The organism is Moritella sp., assembly GCF_013215705.1.
In the GTDB taxonomy this organism is placed as follows: domain Bacteria; phylum Pseudomonadota; class Gammaproteobacteria; order Enterobacterales; family Moritellaceae; genus Moritella.
On sequence record NZ_JABSQR010000016.1, the window covers coordinates 30,071 to 50,597 of the forward strand.

General features: G+C 38.7%; 22 protein-coding genes and 1 pseudogene. 9 read left to right on the plus strand and 14 right to left on the minus strand.

The window, feature by feature from the left end; all coding sequences use genetic code 11:
- Positions 1–7 precede the first annotated feature (7 nt).
- The 5 genes and pseudogenes from hutG to HRT96_RS12030 all read right to left on the minus strand — a co-directional run bounded on the left by hutG (position 8) and on the right by HRT96_RS12030 (position 5,340).
- Positions 8–1,078, minus strand: coding sequence for a formimidoylglutamase (gene hutG, locus HRT96_RS12010; RefSeq protein ID WP_293156824.1), 1,071 nt, complete (start codon positions 1,076–1,078; stop codon positions 8–10).
- Positions 1,071–2,282, minus strand: a complete 1,212-nt coding sequence (gene hutI / locus HRT96_RS12015) for an imidazolonepropionase (protein WP_293156827.1) — start codon at positions 2,280–2,282, stop codon at positions 1,071–1,073. The genes hutG and hutI overlap by 8 nt, the downstream gene beginning before the upstream one ends.
- A 205-nt stretch (positions 2,283–2,487) precedes the next feature.
- Positions 2,488–3,192, minus strand: a complete 705-nt coding sequence (hutC, locus tag HRT96_RS12020) for a histidine utilization repressor (protein ID WP_293156830.1) — start codon at positions 3,190–3,192, stop codon at positions 2,488–2,490.
- 362 nt (positions 3,193–3,554) lie between these two features.
- Positions 3,555–4,421, minus strand: coding sequence for a hypothetical protein (locus HRT96_RS12025; RefSeq protein ID WP_293156833.1), 867 nt, complete (start codon positions 4,419–4,421; stop codon positions 3,555–3,557).
- Between the two features lie 460 nt (positions 4,422–4,881).
- A pseudogene (locus tag HRT96_RS12030) lies at positions 4,882–5,340 on the minus strand (tyrosine-type recombinase/integrase).
- A 388-nt stretch (positions 5,341–5,728) separates the two neighbouring features.
- Between HRT96_RS12030 and HRT96_RS12035 the strand changes: the two are divergent.
- Positions 5,729–5,923, plus strand: coding sequence for a hypothetical protein (locus HRT96_RS12035; protein ID WP_293156836.1), 195 nt, complete (start codon positions 5,729–5,731; stop codon positions 5,921–5,923).
- A gap of 263 nt (positions 5,924–6,186) precedes the next feature.
- Here HRT96_RS12035 and HRT96_RS12040 read toward each other — a convergent pair whose 3' ends face one another.
- Entirely contained in the window at positions 6,187–6,927 is a 741-nt protein-coding gene (locus tag HRT96_RS12040; RefSeq protein WP_293156839.1) for a hypothetical protein, read from the minus strand.
- Positions 6,928–7,066: 139 nt separating this feature from the next.
- Here HRT96_RS12040 and HRT96_RS21960 point away from each other — a divergent pair, with 139 nt between their 5' ends.
- Positions 7,067–7,270, plus strand: a complete 204-nt coding sequence (locus HRT96_RS21960) for a hypothetical protein (RefSeq protein WP_366931180.1) — start codon at positions 7,067–7,069, stop codon at positions 7,268–7,270.
- Here the strand turns inward: HRT96_RS21960 and HRT96_RS12045 are convergent.
- The 3 genes from HRT96_RS12045 to HRT96_RS12055 form a co-directional block, all read right to left on the minus strand.
- The gene (locus tag HRT96_RS12045) at positions 7,267–7,707 is read right to left on the minus strand and encodes a GNAT family N-acetyltransferase (RefSeq protein ID WP_293156842.1); all 441 of its coding nucleotides are present in this window, start codon (positions 7,705–7,707) and stop codon (positions 7,267–7,269) included. The two genes, HRT96_RS21960 and HRT96_RS12045, sit on opposite strands and share 4 nt — an antisense overlap.
- A gap of 17 nt (positions 7,708–7,724) precedes the next feature.
- Positions 7,725–8,030 (minus strand): NIPSNAP family protein, encoded by a 306-nt coding sequence (locus HRT96_RS12050; protein WP_293156845.1) that lies wholly within the window; start codon positions 8,028–8,030, stop codon positions 7,725–7,727.
- A 75-nt stretch (positions 8,031–8,105) separates the two neighbouring features.
- Positions 8,106–8,552, minus strand: coding sequence for a rhodanese-like domain-containing protein (locus HRT96_RS12055; RefSeq protein WP_293156848.1), 447 nt, complete (start codon positions 8,550–8,552; stop codon positions 8,106–8,108).
- Between the two features lie 237 nt (positions 8,553–8,789).
- Here HRT96_RS12055 and HRT96_RS12060 point away from each other — a divergent pair, with 237 nt between their 5' ends.
- The gene (locus HRT96_RS12060) at positions 8,790–9,659 is read left to right on the plus strand and encodes a LysR family transcriptional regulator (RefSeq protein WP_293156851.1); all 870 of its coding nucleotides are present in this window, start codon (positions 8,790–8,792) and stop codon (positions 9,657–9,659) included.
- A gap of 96 nt (positions 9,660–9,755) precedes the next feature.
- Here HRT96_RS12060 and HRT96_RS12065 read toward each other — a convergent pair whose 3' ends face one another.
- Positions 9,756–10,826 carry a hybrid-cluster NAD(P)-dependent oxidoreductase gene (locus HRT96_RS12065; protein ID WP_293156854.1) on the minus strand — a complete coding sequence of 357 codons (1,071 nt, stop codon included), beginning with the start codon at positions 10,824–10,826 and terminating at the stop codon, positions 9,756–9,758.
- Between the two features lie 49 nt (positions 10,827–10,875).
- On the opposite strand from HRT96_RS12065, the gene HRT96_RS12070 reads away from it, so the two are divergent.
- On the plus strand, positions 10,876–11,139 hold the full coding sequence (locus HRT96_RS12070) for a hypothetical protein (protein WP_293156857.1): 264 nt from the start codon (positions 10,876–10,878) through the stop codon (positions 11,137–11,139).
- 105 nt (positions 11,140–11,244) lie between these two features.
- On the opposite strand, the gene hcp is transcribed toward HRT96_RS12070, so the two are convergent.
- Complete coding sequence (gene hcp, locus HRT96_RS12075) at positions 11,245–12,909, minus strand: hydroxylamine reductase (RefSeq protein WP_293156859.1); 1,665 nt, start codon at positions 12,907–12,909, stop codon at positions 11,245–11,247.
- Positions 12,910–13,134: 225 nt separating this feature from the next.
- Positions 13,135–14,700 carry a nitric oxide reductase transcriptional regulator NorR gene (norR, locus tag HRT96_RS12080; RefSeq protein ID WP_293156862.1) on the minus strand — a complete coding sequence of 522 codons (1,566 nt, stop codon included), beginning with the start codon at positions 14,698–14,700 and terminating at the stop codon, positions 13,135–13,137.
- A 325-nt stretch (positions 14,701–15,025) separates the two neighbouring features.
- On the opposite strand from norR, the gene HRT96_RS12085 reads away from it, so the two are divergent.
- From HRT96_RS12085 to HRT96_RS12105, 5 genes are all read left to right on the plus strand, one after another.
- Positions 15,026–15,550 carry an NADPH-dependent FMN reductase gene (locus tag HRT96_RS12085; RefSeq protein WP_293156865.1) on the plus strand — a complete coding sequence of 175 codons (525 nt, stop codon included), beginning with the start codon at positions 15,026–15,028 and terminating at the stop codon, positions 15,548–15,550.
- Between the two features lie 121 nt (positions 15,551–15,671).
- A complete protein-coding gene (locus tag HRT96_RS12090) occupies positions 15,672–16,208 on the plus strand; it encodes a hypothetical protein (RefSeq protein WP_293156868.1) in 537 nt (178 codons plus the stop codon).
- Positions 16,209–16,621: 413 nt separating this feature from the next.
- Positions 16,622–17,179, plus strand: coding sequence for a hypothetical protein (locus HRT96_RS12095; protein WP_293156871.1), 558 nt, complete (start codon positions 16,622–16,624; stop codon positions 17,177–17,179).
- 139 nt (positions 17,180–17,318) lie between these two features.
- On the plus strand, positions 17,319–17,723 hold the full coding sequence (locus HRT96_RS12100; protein WP_293156874.1) for a hypothetical protein: 405 nt from the start codon (positions 17,319–17,321) through the stop codon (positions 17,721–17,723).
- Positions 17,724–17,824: 101 nt separating this feature from the next.
- The gene (locus HRT96_RS12105; RefSeq protein WP_293157020.1) at positions 17,825–18,340 is read left to right on the plus strand and encodes a hypothetical protein; all 516 of its coding nucleotides are present in this window, start codon (positions 17,825–17,827) and stop codon (positions 18,338–18,340) included.
- A 116-nt stretch (positions 18,341–18,456) separates the two neighbouring features.
- On the opposite strand, the gene HRT96_RS12110 is transcribed toward HRT96_RS12105, so the two are convergent.
- Both HRT96_RS12110 and HRT96_RS12115 read right to left on the minus strand, forming a co-directional pair.
- On the minus strand, positions 18,457–18,789 hold the full coding sequence (locus HRT96_RS12110; protein WP_293156877.1) for a hypothetical protein: 333 nt from the start codon (positions 18,787–18,789) through the stop codon (positions 18,457–18,459).
- A 68-nt stretch (positions 18,790–18,857) separates the two neighbouring features.
- Positions 18,858–20,519, minus strand: coding sequence for a hypothetical protein (locus HRT96_RS12115; protein WP_293156880.1), 1,662 nt, complete (start codon positions 20,517–20,519; stop codon positions 18,858–18,860).
- Between the last annotated feature and the right edge of the window lie 8 nt (positions 20,520–20,527).

Genomic DNA, 20,527 nt, shown 5'->3' on the forward strand with positions numbered 1-20,527 from the left:
TCGGCTTTTATTTCGACTTGAACATAGCGCGGGTGATATCCCACGTTAATCGTGCTGCAAGTCGCGCAGTTTGATTGTCTATATCAAAATTGGGATTGTATTCAGCTAAGTCAGCCACTAACAATTTTGCTTGGCTTGCTGCATTTCTTGCGTTAAAGATCGGTTGGAGTAAGGCTTCTACACTTTCATAATTCACCCCACGCGCTGCTGGTGCGCTAACACCGGGCGCTGTGGACGCAGAGAACACATCGATATCTATTGTTAGATAGAGGTGATCCACGTTATCAATAAATGCGATTAACTCTTCGATACGCTCGGCAAGATGATAAGAAGCCAGCTGGTGGTCTTCGCGATAATGCACCCCGAGTTGATCGGCAAGGGTGAACAACGCTTGGGTATTACTGGCGCGACTGACACCAAGACACGCATAATTAAACGCCCAGCCGAGTTGTTGGCAGTGTTTCGCTATCTGATTAAATGGCGTGCCTGAGCTAGTCGGGAATGCTTGTCCATCTGTTGAATAGGTGCGTAAGTCAAAATGGGCATCAAAATTGATAATACCGATCTTAGGTTTGTTAATGTCGCTGCTTTGAAAGTGCTGCGCTAAACCTTGGAATGTGCCCCAAGCGATTTCGTGTCCACCGCCTAATACCATCACTTTGTTTTGTTGGCTGAGGGCTGTTTCGACATGGTTAGCCAGTTCTTTTTGGCTGGCAGCTAAATCAGCATCGCTGCAATAGATATTTCCTGCATCAACAAGGGTTGATGTGTTAGTACCTGTATCTATAGCAACGGCGTTGTCATGATGCCATGCGGTATTAGCCAGCGCTTTGCGGATAAGATCCGGTGCTTGTACTGCGCCAACACGGCCTTTATTACGTTTCACACCTTCGTCACAGGCGAAGCCGAGCAGGACAACACCTGCTTGGTTTGTTAACTGCTCGTCTTTTGCGAGTACAGTAACCTTTTGATGAAAACGCATACCTGCTTCACCGTCTTCGGCGTCAATACGACCCTGCCAAATATCGGCATCGGTAGCAGCGTAATTACTTGCTGCGGGATAAGTTGTTTTAGTCATGACAAAGCTCTCCGTTAACGATGCGAGAGTGCAGTCTTGGTGTGCCCACTTCATAAGCGAGCTGGGCAGGATGGTCGATATTCCAGATTGCCAAATCAGCATCATAGCCAACTCGAATCTGGCCGCGTGAATCTTGCAACCCTAACGCTTTCGCTGCATGGCAAGTTACGCCTCGTAATGCTTCTTCAGGTGTTAATCGAAATAAAGTACAGCCCATATTCATCATCATAGTTAACGATGCGATAGGGGAGGTACCTGGGTTAAAATCGGTTGCTAATGCCATTGGCACGTTATGTTGACGCAGTAAATCAATTGGCGGTAATTGGGTTTCTCTTAAAAAGTAGAATGCGCCAGGCAGCAGGGTGGCGACAGTGCCATGTTTAGCAAGTGCTTTTACGCCTTGTTCGTCAAGGAATTCGATATGATCAACCGAGGTGGCGCCCATTTTGGCGGCTAGTTCACTGCCGCCGAGGTTACTTAATTGCTCGGTGTGACCTTTAATGCCTAAGCCGTGAGATAAAGCAGCTTCGAATACGGCTTTGGTTTGCGCCAAGTTAAAGCCAATGCCTTCGCAGAATACATCGACAGAGTCCACGAGCTTAGCTGCCACGGCGGCTGGTATTATGTCGTCACACACATAACGGATATAGCTATCGGCATTGCCTTTATATTCGGGAGGTACTGCGTGCGCAGCCAGTAGTGTTGTGGATACCCTAATACTGGCGTGCAGTTCTAACTGTTTAGCTGCACGTAGCATTTTTAATTCATCTTCTAGGGTTAAGCCATAACCCGATTTGATTTCAATCGTGGTGACGCCATCTGCGGTCAGTGCAGACAGACGTTGTAGGGCGAGTTCAACAAGTTGGCTTTCGCTTGCGGCGCGAGTGGCGTTAACAGTCGAAAGGATGCCGCCCCCTTGTTTAGCAATTGTTTCATACGGTACGCCCGTTAAGCGTTGTTCAAATTCTTTAGCGCGGTTACCAGCAAAAACCAGATGGGTGTGACAGTCGATAAGGCCCGGTGTGATAAGGCGATCTTGGCAATCGATAACTCGCGTGAAAGCAGCTGTAGGGCATTGCTGCATAGGACCAATTTTAACTATCTTAGCGTTTTCAATTGCAATGTAGCAATTAGGTTGTGTTTGGTAATCTGAATCACTTTGATCCATAGATACAATCGTTGTATTGGTTAGCAATAGACTCATCAGGCTCTCACGCTTTTAAATGTATATACAATTAAATAGACAATTTAAGCAGGAAGAGCAAGTTTTAAATCGGATTGTTGTGATCTGGTTGTGGTTTTGTTAATTTTTCGAGACTGTTTTTATGATGTATGTCGATATTAAACCGACACACTGTTTAGCATAATAGTTTGGCGTAATAATTTGAATTAGCGGACAATAAGCAGTGCTATATTTCAGCTTTAAGGCTGAGTTTGTATCTATCTGCTGGATGATAAAGCAAGGCAACACTAATCAGAGACTGCTTGCTCCAGGTACGACGATTGAGTAATAAACAAGGTTGCAGCGCTGTTAGGCTTAAGTGCTGCTGGATAGACTGGGTTGGCATGACCGCTTCAACAGTATGCTCAATTGAACTTAATGGACAATTTTTGGTGAGGTATTCATTAGGTGTCGCGAGGCTGAAATCCTGTGTTATGTACTCTGGTGCAAACTGAGGATTGACCCAACGTAGTTCCAGTTGTAATGCAGTATCGTCCTCATAGTGTATGATTTCACTAAAGAAAATGGCTGTGTCAAGTTTTACGCCTAGTCTCATCGCTATTTCATCATTCGCCTGTATTGTCACCTGACGCAGTATTTTATTGCTGTATATTTTACCTCGTTGACGGATCTCATCAGCAATATTACGAATATCACTCAGTGATGATTCAACCTTTTTCTCACATACAAATGTACCCAAGCGTGGGGTTCTTTTCAATAGACCTTGGTTGACGAGATCGCGAATGGCTTTATTGACCGTCATCCGGCTGACATTAAATTGTTTGGTTAATTCGAGTTCTGTAGGGATCTTACTACCAGGCAGCCAAATGTGAGAATTGATTTTCTCATGGATGAAGTCTTGGATTTGAATATAGCGTGGCGAACTGTTCATAGCGTCTAACCTTAATAACGTCTAATTTTAATAGCTGTATAATGGCGTAATCAATTAAACTTAATTGACTATACAAATGATCTATTAGTTAGTAATAAAATGCAAGTTATTATGTGTTAGTGGTATTTTGTATGGTGGGAGCTGGATTTTAAATTTGGCTAAGCGGTTCAGCACAAGGTGTTCACAGGCTTAGAGCTTATGCTTCAAAGAGGACATTATGCGAAGTTGAGATTAACACCTCGTTAAGAGGCAAAAAATTGTTGGCTAAAATATTGAGGGACGAAAACAGCCAACTTTTTTTGTCCTTTTAAACTTATTATGTTTTAACTACGCCAAAATCGACAACTTTAACATTCTGATATTTAATCAATAGCCAATATTTCGAAGCTTGCTATTTTAATAAAGGTTTTCAATTGGCTACTTTTGGTGGCTTCAACTATGCTTTTTTCTAAAGCATTTCTATTCTTCCTTGCATCTGCTATTGAAAGACGTTCCATTTGACTATGGACTTCACTTACTACATTTTTACTTAAAGATTCTTCCGCTTTTTCTCTAGTACCATAAACTGCTACTATTTTAGGCGCATCCTGAGCAGATAAAACTGTATCATAACTTAGATTTACAAAAGAAAACCCATCCAGAAATCTTACATTTATTGCTCCTTTTTCCTTCCTATCATCTTTGGCAATAGTTGTATTTCCAGTTGATTTTTTTTCTAAAGCATCTGCTTTATTAGATGGAATATTAGTCGATATTTTCGATGTAACTTCGTCTAAACCATAAATTTGCTGTACAAGTGTTAATTTGGTTGAATGAACCCCTAGAGTAAATATAACACCGCTAACACTAACAACCCCAACCCAGAATTGCCAACCAACATGTTGGTAGAGCCATTTTAAAGTGATCTTCTCGGGGTGTTCGATTTCTTTTACTTTTAATGTCTCTTTTTTAGGTTCTTGCTCGCTTTGCATTTGAAGCTTAATAATTGCTTGATTAACTATACCTATACACTCCCCTAAAGCTTCATGGTGTGTAGCTCGTCTCATATTGTACGAAGATTTAACATGATCTGACCAAAATAAAAATTTATTATGAAGTTTTTCATCAAACTCTAATAATGGAATAACGCTATCGGACCACAGTAGAAAGTCATCATGATTCGAAAAAACACCCATATCTCCGCGCTTTTTCGAAAGCTCTTTTAGTCTAGTTAATATCTGAATGCTCATTTATACGTAAACCATCTCTTAAAACATAATTTGTATAGTAGTACGTCTCATTTGCCCCTAATCCATTCACCATCGAAAATAAAATTTTGCAATTGAAAATAGTATTATTAATTACTTCTGGGTAAATGAGCAGTCCTGTAAATCATTTTGTGAGTCTTGTAAGTTATAAACAAAACTAGCTATATAACTGATTATATTGGTATTAATTTTCACTGGCAAGATAAACGTGATTGTTTTTTGGAAATTCAAGACCGCTTTCACCAAAATGCCAATAACACTGTATAAAATCATCCTATCTAGTCTTTTTTATTACACATAAGTAGGATTAACTTAGTTGGTGAATTTTGCATGATAAAAATATGGTAAACCGGTATGAATATATTGTGGATGAGCAGTTACTCTAAGCCACTTAGGGGCATGTTTGGTCTTCAACTATAGTTGTTGAAGACCAGAACTAAATTTAACTATCCGTTTCCTCAGATAACTTCAGGGCATCTTCAATCTCAATGCCTAAGTATCGAATTGTGTTATCTACTTTTGTATGGCCTAAAAGCAGTTGCACTGCACGTATATTTTTAGTGCGGGCATATATCAACGTAGCTTTGGTTCGTCTCATCGAATGCGTGCCATATAAGTTGTCATCCAGCCCTAAGCTTAGCGCCCACGACTTGATAATCTTTGAGTAGTAAGAATAACTAATCGGTTTGCCGAAAAGATCCACCTACTGATGCTTTGTTGACTTCTAAGTGTTATTTAAAATTGAACGTAGTTTACTATCTATAGCCAAGTTTAAGAGGGCTAGTTGCATTGGGTTATCATTAATTTGGAGTCTGGTTCGAATGCCCCAAATGTCTTCTAGTCTAAATGGCTTCTTAGCACCATGTACGGAGCTTGGAAATGGACAACATGGGTTAGAGATTAAACTCAACAAGCTAGATTCGCATTGCAGGATATAATAAATTAAATTCATCTATGTTGAATATTAAAGACTAAGTATTATTTGTTATTGCTATATTAATCTTATTTTAATAACTTTTAATAACTTTTAATTGTTTCGCGTATGTTGCAAGTGATTGTTTTAACTATCTTTGGAATCAACATCCCAATTTAAATGCAATTAAAGTGAATGATTATTGATTAAGCTACTGGCGGTGTCACACATAGTCACATGCATTAGTAAAACTAATGCTTAATAGTATTTTTTGTCATTGTTACATAGTTATTTCATGCGCTACTATATTCACCAGATAAGCATATAAACATCACCCAGTTAAAACATAAATTATTAAATTCAGGTAGAGGCTAATATGGCACACGCAGCGCACTTCAATATGATTCCACAAGATTTGGCTTTAGATAAAAAAGCTTATGCTGTTTCTATCAAAGGACTGATTAGACACACTAAAGACATTTTATTTAGTCATAAAAAAGAAACATCATTAGATATTCAATTAAGAGGGTTATCACCGCATATCCTACGTGATATCGGCATGATGCGATAATTGACATTGATTTTTAAAACGCCAGCATTTGCTGGCGTTTTTGTTTCTAATATTAATAAATATTCACCAACAGAGAGTAAATTTTTACCTATTGTCGTATCGATAAATATATGGCCAATTAATGTGAACAAATCATTTATAGATAAAATCAAAGGTTAAGTTCACAAGCGGAGTGTGGTACCAGAAATAAGTGTTGATCTAGTTATGACAAATGGTGAGGCCTCGGGAGCCCACCACTTATTCTTTTAACGAACTAATAATGTCTAAAAGTCTTCTAAAGCAGCGAAATACGCCATCACTTCATCAATATGAAATTTACCATCTTTGTTTGTATCAGCATTTTCCATCATAAATGCATCAAAACATTCTTCCCAATACACAGAAATGCTTCTGGCATACTCAAGATCCATACCATCATCAGGATCAATGAATCCCGTTTTATCGTAGTCGTAGTTTTCTAAGAACGCTTTAATCTGTGTTAGTTCTTCACTTGTGAAGCGAGCTGTATCATTTGAAATGATTCGACGAAGTTGGAAATTAAATACTGCACGACCTGCACCATCTAAGATTACAGACAGATTTCGTTCTGTTTCATTATTTTTGATACCGAAATTGTCAGCGCTCTTAAAAGTAAGGGTTTTTTCACCAAAGTCATCATCACCACCATTGAAACCACCATCTATATCTTTCATGCTGCATCGGATAGACACTTCATGAATAGCTGGGATTTGAAAAGTATTTGTAAAATTTTTATGAAGGCAATCGATGGTTTCACCACTGTTTACGTTATGGGTGTGAGTCAAATATGCATTTTTATGTGATGGGTCCACTTCTAAAAAGGCAATGTGGCTTGCCAGTGTTAGCATTAAATTATCTCGGTCATTTAAAGGGTGCCCATTCGAAGCAGAATGTACAGCCCATTTTAAATCACCTGAACTCCAATTATCAGAATCGTCAGTAAGGTTGATTGACATTAATTGGATTTGAAATTCATTTTTCATCATTTATTCCCTTAAGTGAATGATATATGTATTTTAATCGTTAACATTTAACTGCTTAGGTGCAAATTATCAAACTTAACTATTAGTTAATAGTATTATTTTTATTGGTTTAAAAAATTTTGATATAGACCAACTATGTCGTATTGCGTGTATGTGCCGAGCCAATTTTTTTAATCAATTCAAACTACAGTTCGGCTGTACGCCTCTGGCATTTCAACAGCAGAAACGTTTGAAAAAAGCAGCGGAACTGATTAAAACAGGTATGCAGATAACGCAAGTGAGTTTTGAATTAATCGGTACCAACTGTCTTGAAAACACCTCCACTTGCCACAAAGCGGGTTACTAAACAGTCCAGAAAAATCGTTGTTTTTCTTTATTTACAGCATTGAGTTTTTGATAAAATTCTATTGCAGTAAAATTGTCCTTTGGTGTTTGCCATTGAATTGTATTTATCATGTTTTCTTTTGCAAAATGTTTAAGCTTTTGCATTAATTTTAGGCCAATTCCCTGTCCTCTTGTTTCTTTGGTCAGGTACAAACAATCAAGATATAGATACCAGTCCATATCCCAGGTTGAAAACTGTGTTATCACCGACATATAACCAAGTAGTTTATTATTTGATTCTACAACAAAGATAGTTACGGGCAGCGTTTCTAATTTTTTTAATTGTTGATGTTTATTAGAAAACGCTAGTTCATGGCCTTCAAACAGAGCATGCTCTTTCATCAAGCACAATATGGATTTTTGATCCTTATTTGTTGCAACGCGAATACAATATTCCATCTTAAGTCCAAATATACTTATTTAAACACTGGGCGAAAAAAACTACGTGTGTAACTCTTAATGCATTGAGTTTGTGCGGCATAATCAAAAGCCGCGATGCATTCTAAATCTTTAAGGGACTCATTCCGGTATTGTTCATATTTAGCCAAGCTTGGAAAAGTAAATAAAGCCAATGCTACATTGCTAGCCCCCTCCGATGGTAAAAAGTATCCCTGATGTTGGCCGCCAAATTTATTGACTAACGGGATCCAGAGTTTCGCATAATTTTCGAACTCTTTAATTTTATTTACATCGACAATATATTCAATAAAACAAGTAACCATTTAAACCTCTAAATTTCAGGTGAGATAATAGCGACCACGATGATTAGTCATGGTCACCTATAACGGATTTAGCGTTTATTGTTGAACTTCGGTCACTCGACGATTAACAGGGTATCGTTCAAAATCTTCCCAGTAATGAATACCACCAATCATTTCTTTTACCGCAAAGCCTAAAGCTGATATTTTTAAGCCCGCTCTGGACGCGCCATTACAACCAGGACCCCAGCAATAGACAACAAACAAAGTGTCCTTATCGTATTTTGCGAATGACTCACTATTGATGTCACTGTGAGGCATGCTAACGGCGGTTATTGCATGGCTTTTATCAAAGGCTTCTGTAGAGCGTACATCTAATAATATGAAGTTTTTATTATTTGCTTTACTATTTTCTTTACTGTTTCCTTTAATAGCGGCATACACATCTGAGCAATCAGTTTCGCAAGCAAGTTTAGCTGCAAAAAAGTCGTGAGCTTGTTGAGCAGGTGCCGCTTGGTAAAATAATGTGTTTGTATTGTTAGGCATAAATCTTCCTTGTGTTATGTGTTATGTGTTATTCATGACTGAATCAAATCGTTCGACTTCGATGGTGCTAATTTAGCGTGATTGAATTAAATGCAAAATTCATGATTTCTGAAGTCAGTGTTCAAGATAAATGAATGGTGAAATAATGACTTGAATCCAGCAGCTGGTATTATATTTGCCTTATACTGACTAAAAATGCTGCTCAGAATTTAATTGGACTGATTAAGGGGATTTACATTGGAATTTTATCACTTACGTTCTTTCGTCGCTGTTGCTCAAACAGGTAATTTAACGCAAGCAGCAAAACGTTTATATACAACACCTCCCGCGATAAGTGCTCACATTAAAACACTTGAAGAAGAACTCTCCACGCCTTTATTCATCCGCTCCAGTAAAGGTATGTCGTTAACCGATAAAGGCCAGTTACTGTTAAAAAAAGCACAAGCCACGCTAGACAGCGCTTTGGATTTTGTGAATCTGGCTGCGAATAACCAACATGAAATAATAGGGACATTTCACTTAGGTATTAACTTAACGGCCAAACAAATTAAACTACCTGAATTAGTCGAAAATTTACAAGAAAACTGTCCAGGTATCAGCTTGGATATTCACCAACAATCAACTGGGAAAACCATCAATGAGATTAGAGAACATCAATTAGATGGTGGTTATATTTTTGGTGATATTCCCGATGACTTTATCGGTGTCGCGGTTATGGAACAACAGATCACGACAGTGGCTCCAGTGACATTTGATTGTAGTAAAATAGTGACTCAAGCAGACCTTAGCATCCACCAGTGGATAATGATGGGCGACTATTGTCCTTTTGATGATTTCTTAAAAGGGATACTTGGAAATGATATCCCTTCGGTATTAAAAACAAGTGATGACGGTACTCGACTAGAGCTAGTAAAAAGTGGTCTAGGGCTAAGTTTACTAGAAATTGAAGAAGCTCTTTTGGCTGAAAGAACCGGCAAAGTTCAAATAATATCAGTTCTCGACTTTCCAGCTACCCTACATTTTGTGATTGCTAAAAATAGATCTCACGAGCCAGTAATAAATACATTAATGCAAGAAATTAGAATCTTGTGGCGTTTGAAATTGTAGAGTATTAAGAACTAAAGCCTGCCACTCTACAATACCTCGATGCTACTAGTCCAGTAAATAATGGTGTATTATTTCATTTCACTCATCTAGTTGTAGTTAGTTGAGTGCTACAGCGAGATCGCCCTCGACGGTACTTGAACAGGCTAATACAAATCCTTGCTCAATTTCATCTGCAGTGAGTGTTTCGGTGCTGGTTGACTTCACCGAGCCTTTGGTTACTTTACACTTACAAGAACCGCAAACCCCGGCGCGACATGCACCAATAACGGGAACGCCATGTTTTTCTAATGCATCTAATAACAATGAACCTTGAATTACCTCTGCTTCAACTGCAAAGTCAGGGACGTGTAACATCACACTGGTTTCTGTAGCGCCTGATGAGATCTGTTCTTGCTGTGTATTATCCGCCGCCGGGGTAAAGCTTTCTTGGAAGAAGTTGGCCATATCAAAGTCACTTTCTTGGGCTATATTTTCAACCGCTTTCATGAAGCCGACAGGACCGCATAGGAAAATAGTGCGTTGGTTTAGATCTGGGTATAACTGTTGAATAACCTCTGTACTTACCATTCCGGTTTGATGTGACAATGCATTTTTTTCTGCATTGCTGTCCGCATTGTTGTTTGTATTTTTATCGGCACTGAAACTTGCAAAACCTTCACTGCTTTCTAACAGCAATTGCACGTTAAAGTTTTTATGCTGAGCAAGTAAGGTCTGCATTTCATCATGGAAGATAACGTTGTCTTTATCTCGGGCACAATGTAAGAATTCAATGTCAGCATCGCCATTATGCGCTAATAATGTTTTTGCTATCGACATGACTGGGGTGATACCACAACCTGCGCTGATAAGCAGCAGTTTAGATTTGTGCTTGCAATCACTGCTATTGAATTGACCCGCAATGTTTAATGCTGACAAGCTATCGCCGATACTTAAGTTATCTGCCAGCCAGTTAGAGACTAGGCCATCGGGTACGCGTTTAATGGTTAAACGTAACTGTTTTTGTTGCGGTACAGAGCTAATTGAATAGGCGCGGTAATGGGTTTTGCCATCAATGTTAACGGCTAAGGTAACGAATTGACCGGGCTTAAAATCAAACTGTGCTTGGTCTGCGGCTGCAAAGGTAAAACTCATCGAGTCATGCGTTTCTAATTCACGCTTAACTAACACTAATGGCGTTGTTGAAGGCGACCATGCTGCTGGTTTTAAGCTGGGCTTAGTGATTTTTTCACTAAGTGAGAAATTCAGTTTTGGCGTTGCAAGCTTTGATGATGGTTTTGCTGAGTTCTTTGAGCTACTGCCGCCTAGAGCAAAGCTAAGCTTAGGTGGAGATAGTTTAGAAGTAGACAGCTTTGGTGATAAAGGTTTAGGTGTAGATAGTTTCAGGGGCTTAAGTACTGGTGAAGAAAGTGCTGGTGGAGAAAGCGTTGAAGACGGCGTATTTGAAGAAGACATTATTGCACCTATCGCAGTGATAATTTAAGGTTTGAATGGTTTATGGCGTGTCGAACGTCTTTAACCAATGCGGCATATTACCGCATTGATCAACGAGTGCTATTTACCAGCTAATACTATTTACCAGCTAATACTATTTACCAGACAACATTGTTGCTAAGTCAGTATCAACGTCACCGATACTGCGCATATCAAAGTTATCTTGTAATGCTTTGATCAAGTTATCAGTTAAGAATGCTGGCGCTGTAGGACCGGTATAAATACCTTTGATACCTAACGCGAATAACGTCAGTAGCACCACAATGGCTTTCTGTTCAAACCAAGACAATACAATTGTTAACGGTAATTCATTTATGCCACAATCAAACTCTTCTGCTAATGCTAATACCAGTTGGATAGCGGAGTAAGTATCGTTACATTGGCCAACATCTAATAGACGTGGGATGCCATTAATATCGCCAAATTCTTTCTTGTTGAAACGGTATTTACCACAAGCCAAGGTTAATACAATCGAATCTTTCGGGGTGTTTACGGCTAAATCAGTGAAGTAACTGCGTTCTGACTTATCACCGTCACAACCACCGATTAAGAAGAAGTGTTTGATGTTACCGGCTTTCACTTCGTTGATAACCGCAGGTGCCGCTTCCATTAATGCATTGCGACCAAAGCCGACTGTGATCTGGTGTTCAATTTCGGTGTGCGCAATACCCGATTGTGCTAAGGCACATTCGATCACTTGTGAGAAATCATCACCTTCAATATGGACAACGCCAGGCCAGCCAACAATGCTACGGGTGAATAGACGATCTGCGTATTGACCCACATTCGGATTGATTAGACAGTTAGATGTCATTACGATCGCACCGGGGAAGTTAGCAAATTCTTTTTGCTGATTTTGCCAAGCGCTACCGAAGTTACCAACTAAGTGCGGGTATTTATTCAGTTCTGGGTAACCGTGCGCAGGTAACATTTCACCGTTGGTATAAACATTGATGCCTTTGCCTTCGGTTTGTTGCAGGATCTTTTCTAAATCGTGTAAGTCATGACCCGAAACTAAAATACATTTACCGGCAATCGGTTTTACGTTTACTTGCGTTGGTTGTGGGTGACCAAAGGTATCTGTTTCACCCTTGTCTAACATTTCCATAATACGATAGTTGAGTAAACCAATTTGCATCGATGTTTCTAATAACGCATTTGCATCTGTCGGCTCAGTACCTAAGAATGCCATGATTTGATGATATTCCCCGTTTACTGCTTCGTCGCTCTGACCAAGTACATTGGCGTGTTCCATGTATGCTGCCGCACCTTTAAGGCCGTATAAGCATAATAAACGTAGACCAATGATGTCTTCGTGTAATTCGTCATGACCACGGTTAACCGCGGCTTCGGGCGCAAAGTTCATGACTTCTTCAGCGGTTGCTGGTAATACGAATTGCGCTGCTGGAGATAATTCAGGTAATTCTTCACCCGCAGCCGCTGCAGCCGCCATTACTTGTGTGCGTAGTTGGATTTTGTAACGCTCTGCAATTGCAGTGTATTCAGTAATACGTTCTGGCACAAAGTTAACGTTGGTTAACGTAGAGAAGAATGCACGAGGTGCCCAAGCATCGATTTCAGCATCAATGATGTTGTATTTACGTGCTAGTTCGGCCCAGAAAGACACGCCTTGTAAATTAAATACTAAAACGTCTTGTAGGTCTGAAACGTCAGCCGTTTTACCACACATACCTTGAGTATAAGAGCAGCCTTTAGACACAGGCGTTTGAACAGTTTGCTCACATTGAATACAGAACATTTAAGACTCCATTATAATTATTGATATCGATTTAACGATGATCTCAGAATCTATATTGCACTGAACGTGCCAACTTATATCTTGTTGATATTTATGGTTTTTGTGTTTTTTAGTTTGTTCTGCTGATGTACTAACTACATCAAATTCGATGTGATTAGTACATCATTTATACCCAAGTTACTGCAATATATGTTTAAGACGTCGCTAAATACGGCGCAACTTTAACTAAAGTGCTGCTGCGCGTAACTCTTTGGGTTTAATACCTAATTTTTTACCCATTTTATACAGATTACCGCGATCCATCTGTAAGAATTCAGCCGCTTGTGCCCAAACAAAGTTTGATTGCAGCAGGGCATGGGAGATTAATTTAGTTTGATATACTTCGACTGCGCCGCGTAATTCAAATGATGTCGTCGGTAAGTCATCCGTTTCTGTTTCTGTGGTGTACGAATAAGTATGGCTAACTTCATCTGATAAGTGCTGTTGTAGGATCAGGCTTTGCTGTGCTTGAATGGCCCTTAATCCTGCACGCATTAAGGTATGTTCTAATTCTCGCACGTTCCCCGGCCAACTATAATTATTCAGTGCTGTTAATGCCTGCGGATGCAGTTGCAATTTAGCGACATTAAATTGCGAACGAACGCGATCAAGAATATGCCCAGATAATACCGCGACATCACCTTTGCGATCACGCAGTGGGGGTACGTTAATTGGGAACACATTTAAACGATGATACAGATCACTACGAAATTGACCAGCGGCGATTTCTTCGGTTAAATTACGGTTAGTTGCGGCGATAATGCGGACATTGACCATTAAGTTCTTATCTGCACCGACTCGTTGCACTTCGCCTTGCTGGATAACTCGCAGTAATTTAGCTTGCATTAATAAGGGTAATTCACCGATCTCATCTAAGAATATGGTTCCGCCATCGGCCAGTTCAAATTTACCTGCGCGGTTGCTGTGTGCTCCGGTAAATGCACCTTTGACGTGGCCAAATAGCTCACTTTCTGCCAAGCTTTCGGGTAATGCCGCGCAGTTAACGTAAATCATCGGTTGTGTCGCACGTGAGGAATTGGAGTGGACAGCATGGGCTACCAGCTCTTTACCTGTGCCAGTCTCACCACTGATTAATACCGCATAATCGGAATAGGCAACCATGTTGATATTATCGCGTAGGGTCTGTATTTCAGGGCTTATACCTACCAATTCACCGCCTTTATTTCGAGCTTCTTGAATGAGTACTTGATTCATATTTTGCTGTTGCTGGTGGCTTTTACGTAGGGCTTCAACTTGATTTACATTACGGATTGTTGCAGCGGCTAATGCGGCAAACGTGGCGACGGTGATATCGTCGATACGTTTGAAAGCGCCGACCTGCAAGGCATCCAGGGTGATAAGGCCAACTAAATGATCTTCAACATATAAGCTACAACCCATGCAGTCATGCACGTCTATCGACCGATTCGGATCATTTTTTAATAACCCGTCAAAGGGGTCGGGCAGGGTTGAGCTTGCCGGAAAGCGTACTGGTTCACGGTTGGCCAGAATAGCTTGTAGGCGAGGGTGCTGTTGCGGGTCGAAGCGTTGGCCTAATACTTCATCGGATAAACCATTGACGGCAGCTGCTGACAATAACCCTTTATCGTCAAGAATGAACAAAGCACTGGCATCACAAGGTAGAACCGACTGTAACGATTGCATCAAACGCTGGTAATGATGACCTGACGGTAAATTTAAATTGAGATCGAGTGCAATTTGTAACATTGCTTGGTCGAGGGGAGTCTGCATACTTAGGCCTTAATATTGAACGTGATGTGATTTTTACATCGCGATGCAATGGCTGTAAATGGCGATATGCTGAAACGTGGGGTATAACGGAGGCTTTGTTGATCTTGATTAATATTATAAGGGATTATTTTAGTAAGTATTATTTTAAAGGCTGATTTATAGGTGGTTTTATAAATACAAGTTACCGTATTATGGACGTAAAGTTTAATACTTAATGATGAACAATTATTTACATACCCAAGTTACTTCGGTTTGTCCAGATATCCCAGCTAGTCTCTGATACAGCATCTTGAAGTAGTTTGGGTATAGATAGAAGGATGCTTAAATGAAGATATTAGCAATATCAGGAAGTCTAAGGAAAGACTCTTATAACACAGCGCTACTTAAGGCAATGAAAGCGCTAGCACCAGAACATATCGAAATCACATTCTTTGATGAATTGGGTCTCATACCACTTTTCAATCCTGATATAGATCCAAATACAGTCGCAAATGTAATAGCCCTTAAAAACAGCCTTGCAGCAACTGATGGCCTTTTCTTTTCGAGTCCTGAATATGCGCATGGCATTAGTGGTGTTTTAAAAAATGCCCTAGATTGGCTGGTGAGTGGCGAAGAATTTGTTGATATGCCTGTCGCTATTTTTAATACCTCTCCACGAGCCTCGCACGCATTGGACTCTTTGTACGAAATCGTTCGTACCATGTCTGGAAATATCATCGATAGCGCATGCATCACTGTTCCGTTACTTGGTAGCAATTTAACAGCAGAAGGTATAGTGGAAGATCATTTCATGTCAGAATCGATAACGTCAGCGATCAATGCTTTTTACGTCGCTATCGTTAATAACTGAAATCTAATTATTTATTAAATGTTGCTTCATTTAAGTCTAATAAATCATTCTAATCCCACACTTTAGAGTTAATCAAAAATGGTATTCTTATTTTATAAATGATTAGATAAGGAATTTAACCATGACTCAAGACAATATTAGCCTGCGTTATGCATTACCCAGTAACAACATAGATGCGATGAAAAAATTAGCTGTTATTTTAAATATAATGCCTCATAAATTAGTTGGTGATGAGAATGAAATTGTAACGGCAATGATAGGTTGTATTTTATACAGGCATTTAGATCGATTTGATCAAATGTCTGTCATGAAAAAGGTTATAGGCCTATCACACGGTCCATTAAAAAGTGTACTTCAAGTCAAGTGTTTAGATTCTAAGGTTAATCCACAATGGGCTGAATGGTCTCTGACAAATGAGGAATTGACTGAAATTTTGGGTTTTCATAATGAATTAAACCGTTTATCAAGTCTTGTTGGTGGAAATCCGGGAGGTTATGGTATTGGTGCATCAGTATGGAGTCTTATCAAACAAGGAAAATCGACAAAAAATATAGCAGTTTTAGTCACATCGTTAGTTATTATGGGATTACATGAATTTTCCTATAGTGAAACGAAAAAATATTCAGCCGAATTAGAACGAAGAAAGGGTATAAGATAGGGATAATTATGAATTTTATAAAATCTTCAAGTATGTTTTTTTTTATATACGTACCATTTACTTTTTTTTCAATTTATCTAAATAGACTGCTTGGTTTTTCACCTACGGTTGGATTGAATATTGCAGTGCTAGTAATCACTACTTTGATTGTAATTAGAACTGGTTACATTAACTTATCAGAAAACAAGATTAGTATATTTTTTTCTATATTTGGTAGTGGATGTTGCGTAATAACTCTTTATATTTTAGCTGCTTTGTTTGATGAATTTATACCACCATCGTTAGGGGAAAGCCTTTCTTCATTTATCTTCAACGCAGTGGTTATGTATATCGTAATCAATTTGTCTTTAAAAAAATATGATTTTTAGCCTCGAATTTATAAAATAGCGATAACCTGAAAGCAAGGGGACAACATGTTTATACGAAATTTATTGATGACGATTGTGATAGGTTTATCCACTAACGTTTATGCAAGTAGTGACGATGAACATGAATTAATCCTATTTGGATACAATAAACTTTCAGTTCAACTTGTCGAATTTAATCGTAAATTCATAGAATGCAATAATAAATCGGTCAATACATCACTTCCTGATTTTGTGATTAAAGAATTGAAAGTTTTAGAAAAAACTTTCGGTGCGGCTGATACTTTTGATACTTTGAGTTATATGTATTCTAAAGCGGTTAAGACCTGCGCACAGCAAGAGTATGTAAGGTTGATGGAATTTTTGATTCTTACTGATTTTATAAATGAAAATGAAAATATTAATTATATTGATGAGCTTATAGTCGATATTAAAATTGTTTTTTTTGGTGGTATAACTCTTGAGAAAGAACAATATTTTGAAACGTTACCTCGGGCTATTAGAGATGAATTTAATTCAATAGAAGAATTGCAAACCCCCTTTGATATTTCAAGTATATATCTAGCATTATGGCCAAATAATAAATCATTATTATTTGAAAGATAAGTTATTAATAATAGTAGAGCTACTTATATCAGTGCTTATAACTAAGTAATGTAATGATGATAAGTGTGTCGTATCAACAGCTGATTAGACACAAGAACGTCATTATAAACAATCATTTATAATTTGGGATTGAGTCGCTATGGATAGGTCTGGAAATAGAACGGGAAACAATTCGGGAAATAAGAGTATAGCAGTTATTTTCTTTCAAATATTGATTGATTTGGGTGAACTAGCGCTCGATAAAAAGTATGCTAATTTGTGGTTTTCATGGTTGGGGTGGCTAGGCGTAACGAGTCTATTGTTTGTCATATATGATAAAACCAGTGACGTTGTACCATTAGTTATCGGCATTGTGTCTGGCGTAAGTTTATTTTTTATTGCTCTGGCTATGATTCGGAAAATGTTTAATTATTTGGTCGGTAAATATCGTGATAATGGATTAGCGATATCAATATCTTTAATTTTTCTGGTTGTAAATACGGTGTTCTCTGTTGGTTTAATTTTATCAATAATAAAAGCGTCGGGTGTTTCTGTACTTGGCTAAGCTTAAGCGCGTTTTAAGTTGCTTATCTCTGATATAGCCTCTTGAAGTAACTTGGGTATAATACGCGCTGTTTAATAATAGAAATATAGGCGTAGTTCGTGATGACAAACAAAGGTCTGGGTTGTTCTAAATTTACTTTTGCGGTGTACTTGGCAAATACGCCCAATATGTTGGAGTACCAAGGTATAAATAGCGTTAGTTCATTGGTGACTGGAGAAGTTAATGCCATAGGTCAAGCATGTGGCAATGGCTGGCGTAAAGTCTTTAACGTCTATGCCAAATTGTTGTATGCATTAAACCCGACTGACTTTGCCTTTGCGCTGCGGGCGCCTACTTGGCAAATGTATCGAGATAAATATTTGTTACAAGCGGGGAGTGAAACAGCATTATTGTTTAGTCCACCTCTGTTTGATGCTAATGCACAGACTATTCACATTATATGTGGACGTACTTATGGCAAGCAGCTATTAGCATCCGGTGAATTACAGGCTAACTTAATTTGGCTGGATGACGAGTTTGCTATTGATACTGCGAAGCGTTTAATTGTTTGCCCTTATTTTGATTACCGACAGTTATCCAATCTTAAAATTGAACGCCTGTCTGTGATGTTAAGTTAGTTAATTAATACCATTAAAGCACTATAACCAATGCTGAATAAACCTATCAAGGTGCAAGGTTGTTAGATAGGCTTATTCATTGTACTTGTTTATAAAACCTAGATTGTTTACAAACCTTATATCGTTTTAGATAAGCTGATGGGCTGTTCGCGATAATCACCGGTAATGACAACTTCTTTTACATCTGCGACTGTGGTGGCACTGCTTGGTCGCCATTGCAGATCAATATCACTAAACTGCTGACTTATGTCGTCCTCTTCACCAATATCTCGTAATAGTTCTTCCAGTGTCATCCCTACTAACGAACGACCCGAGGCCGTTGACCAGCGTGTTAATAAATCTTTTGATAACATTTTCTTCGCCACTTTAATCGGCGAACCAATCAAATTATCAAACTGAATATAATCAATAGCCCCTGAACGGCTAATAATAATACGGTTGCTTAACATGCTCATACCATAGATATTAGACTGCGAATAAGCTTGCGAGTAGATAACTGTTTTTAATTTATTATCAATTAGATATATTTTTTGTCTGTTAGCGCTGCGCTAAACTTACCCGTCGGATCTGAGGCTAGTTTGGTAATTTTTTCACCTAGAACTAAGCTTGTACTTGATGACGTTGGTTGAGTAATATCAAACCAATCTAAAGTATTGGTTTTATTGCTGACAATCAAATATTTATCATCATTGGCGAATACAGCATCGTCGATGTAGTCTTTTGTTATATTGATTTCGCTATTTCTATCGAAGGTTTCAGTGTCGATAACAACAGCTGTTCTCCCCGATTCTTGGATCACCAGTAATAAATTTTGTCTCTTACTCAATATGAGTCTTGGTTGATCTGAAGCAAGCGTATAAAATTTACCTGTTGGTTTTAACGTTGAGCTTGATAATTGCTGTAATTTCGCGTCTTGTTCGTAACCGTTTGTAAACACAGCTATTACCCAGTTCTTACTATTAGGTACAATTAAGTTGTTAATATGATTGTTTTTACAATCGGCTGACGAGTCAGGTAATGCAGATTCTATTACTATTATTGGTGGTTTTTTTCCACCAGATGCACGACTAAATGTATCGATACTTGGAGCTTCAGAAAAAGGCACAACTTGGCTATCTTTGCCTAATTTGGTTAAGAATATACCATTGTTACCTGCGTTATTACAGGTTTCACTAGAGGTCATATCACCATCAATAGTGGGTCTATAAATTAAATAGGCGTTCTGGTTGTGCTTGCCTTGCACAGCTCGTGTCATTGCGGATGCTTGTCGGATGATTTCGCCACCATGACTATCGTGGTCATCGTGGTCATCGTGGTCATCATGGTCATCATGGTCATCATGGTCATCGTGCTTATCATGCTTATGATGCTTATCATAGTTATCGAATGTTGACATAATAGGTAATTCTGGTTTGCTACTTTTTGGTGTAAATGTAGCACGAGATCCAGTTGCAGTATCAACTTGTAATAATTTATCGCCGTAGATGATGGTAAGCAACATGCCTGTCTTTTCATTCATTGTAATTGAGTCAGATGAAAATAATGTGTTTATAGGGTAGGTGCCAGGGATTAGATAGCGCTTGCTTAAGTTAACATAACTATTATCTAAATCTGCTTGAAACAGGGTTTTGGTAATATCAAAATTGCCAGTACTCACCATTTTATCTACAGCGGCTGAAATTTTTAATGCCTTTGAATCACCCTGTAGAGAAAGGGCGTGCTTGAAAGAAACAAGTAATAAATTTGTCGCTTCTTTTGGGCCATGTTCATAATTTAACTTTTTAAAATCAATGTCATACTGAACACCAAATAGCTGTTGTAAATACGCTTGCGCCTGTAATTCGCTACCCGATACCTGTGGGTTAAACAATATTTCATTTTGAATTAATGTCGTAAACGGACTCACCACCTTTGCACTTGCAGGTGCGGTTAGCAAACGTCCCGCATCATCGATGACGAAGGGGGCTGTGTTATCGGGTAAAACACTCCATAAACTAGATACTTTTTGCTCTTGTGGTCCACAAGCATTGTTACGATCAGTATCCACACAAATGGATAATTTACTGTAGTTGTAGGTATCAGATGTTGTCTTACTGGTTTGCTCGCCGCCGCAGCTAATTACTAGGCTACAGCCTGCCAAAATTGCCGCAATTCTCGAGAGCTTATACTTTCCATTCATATAAATAA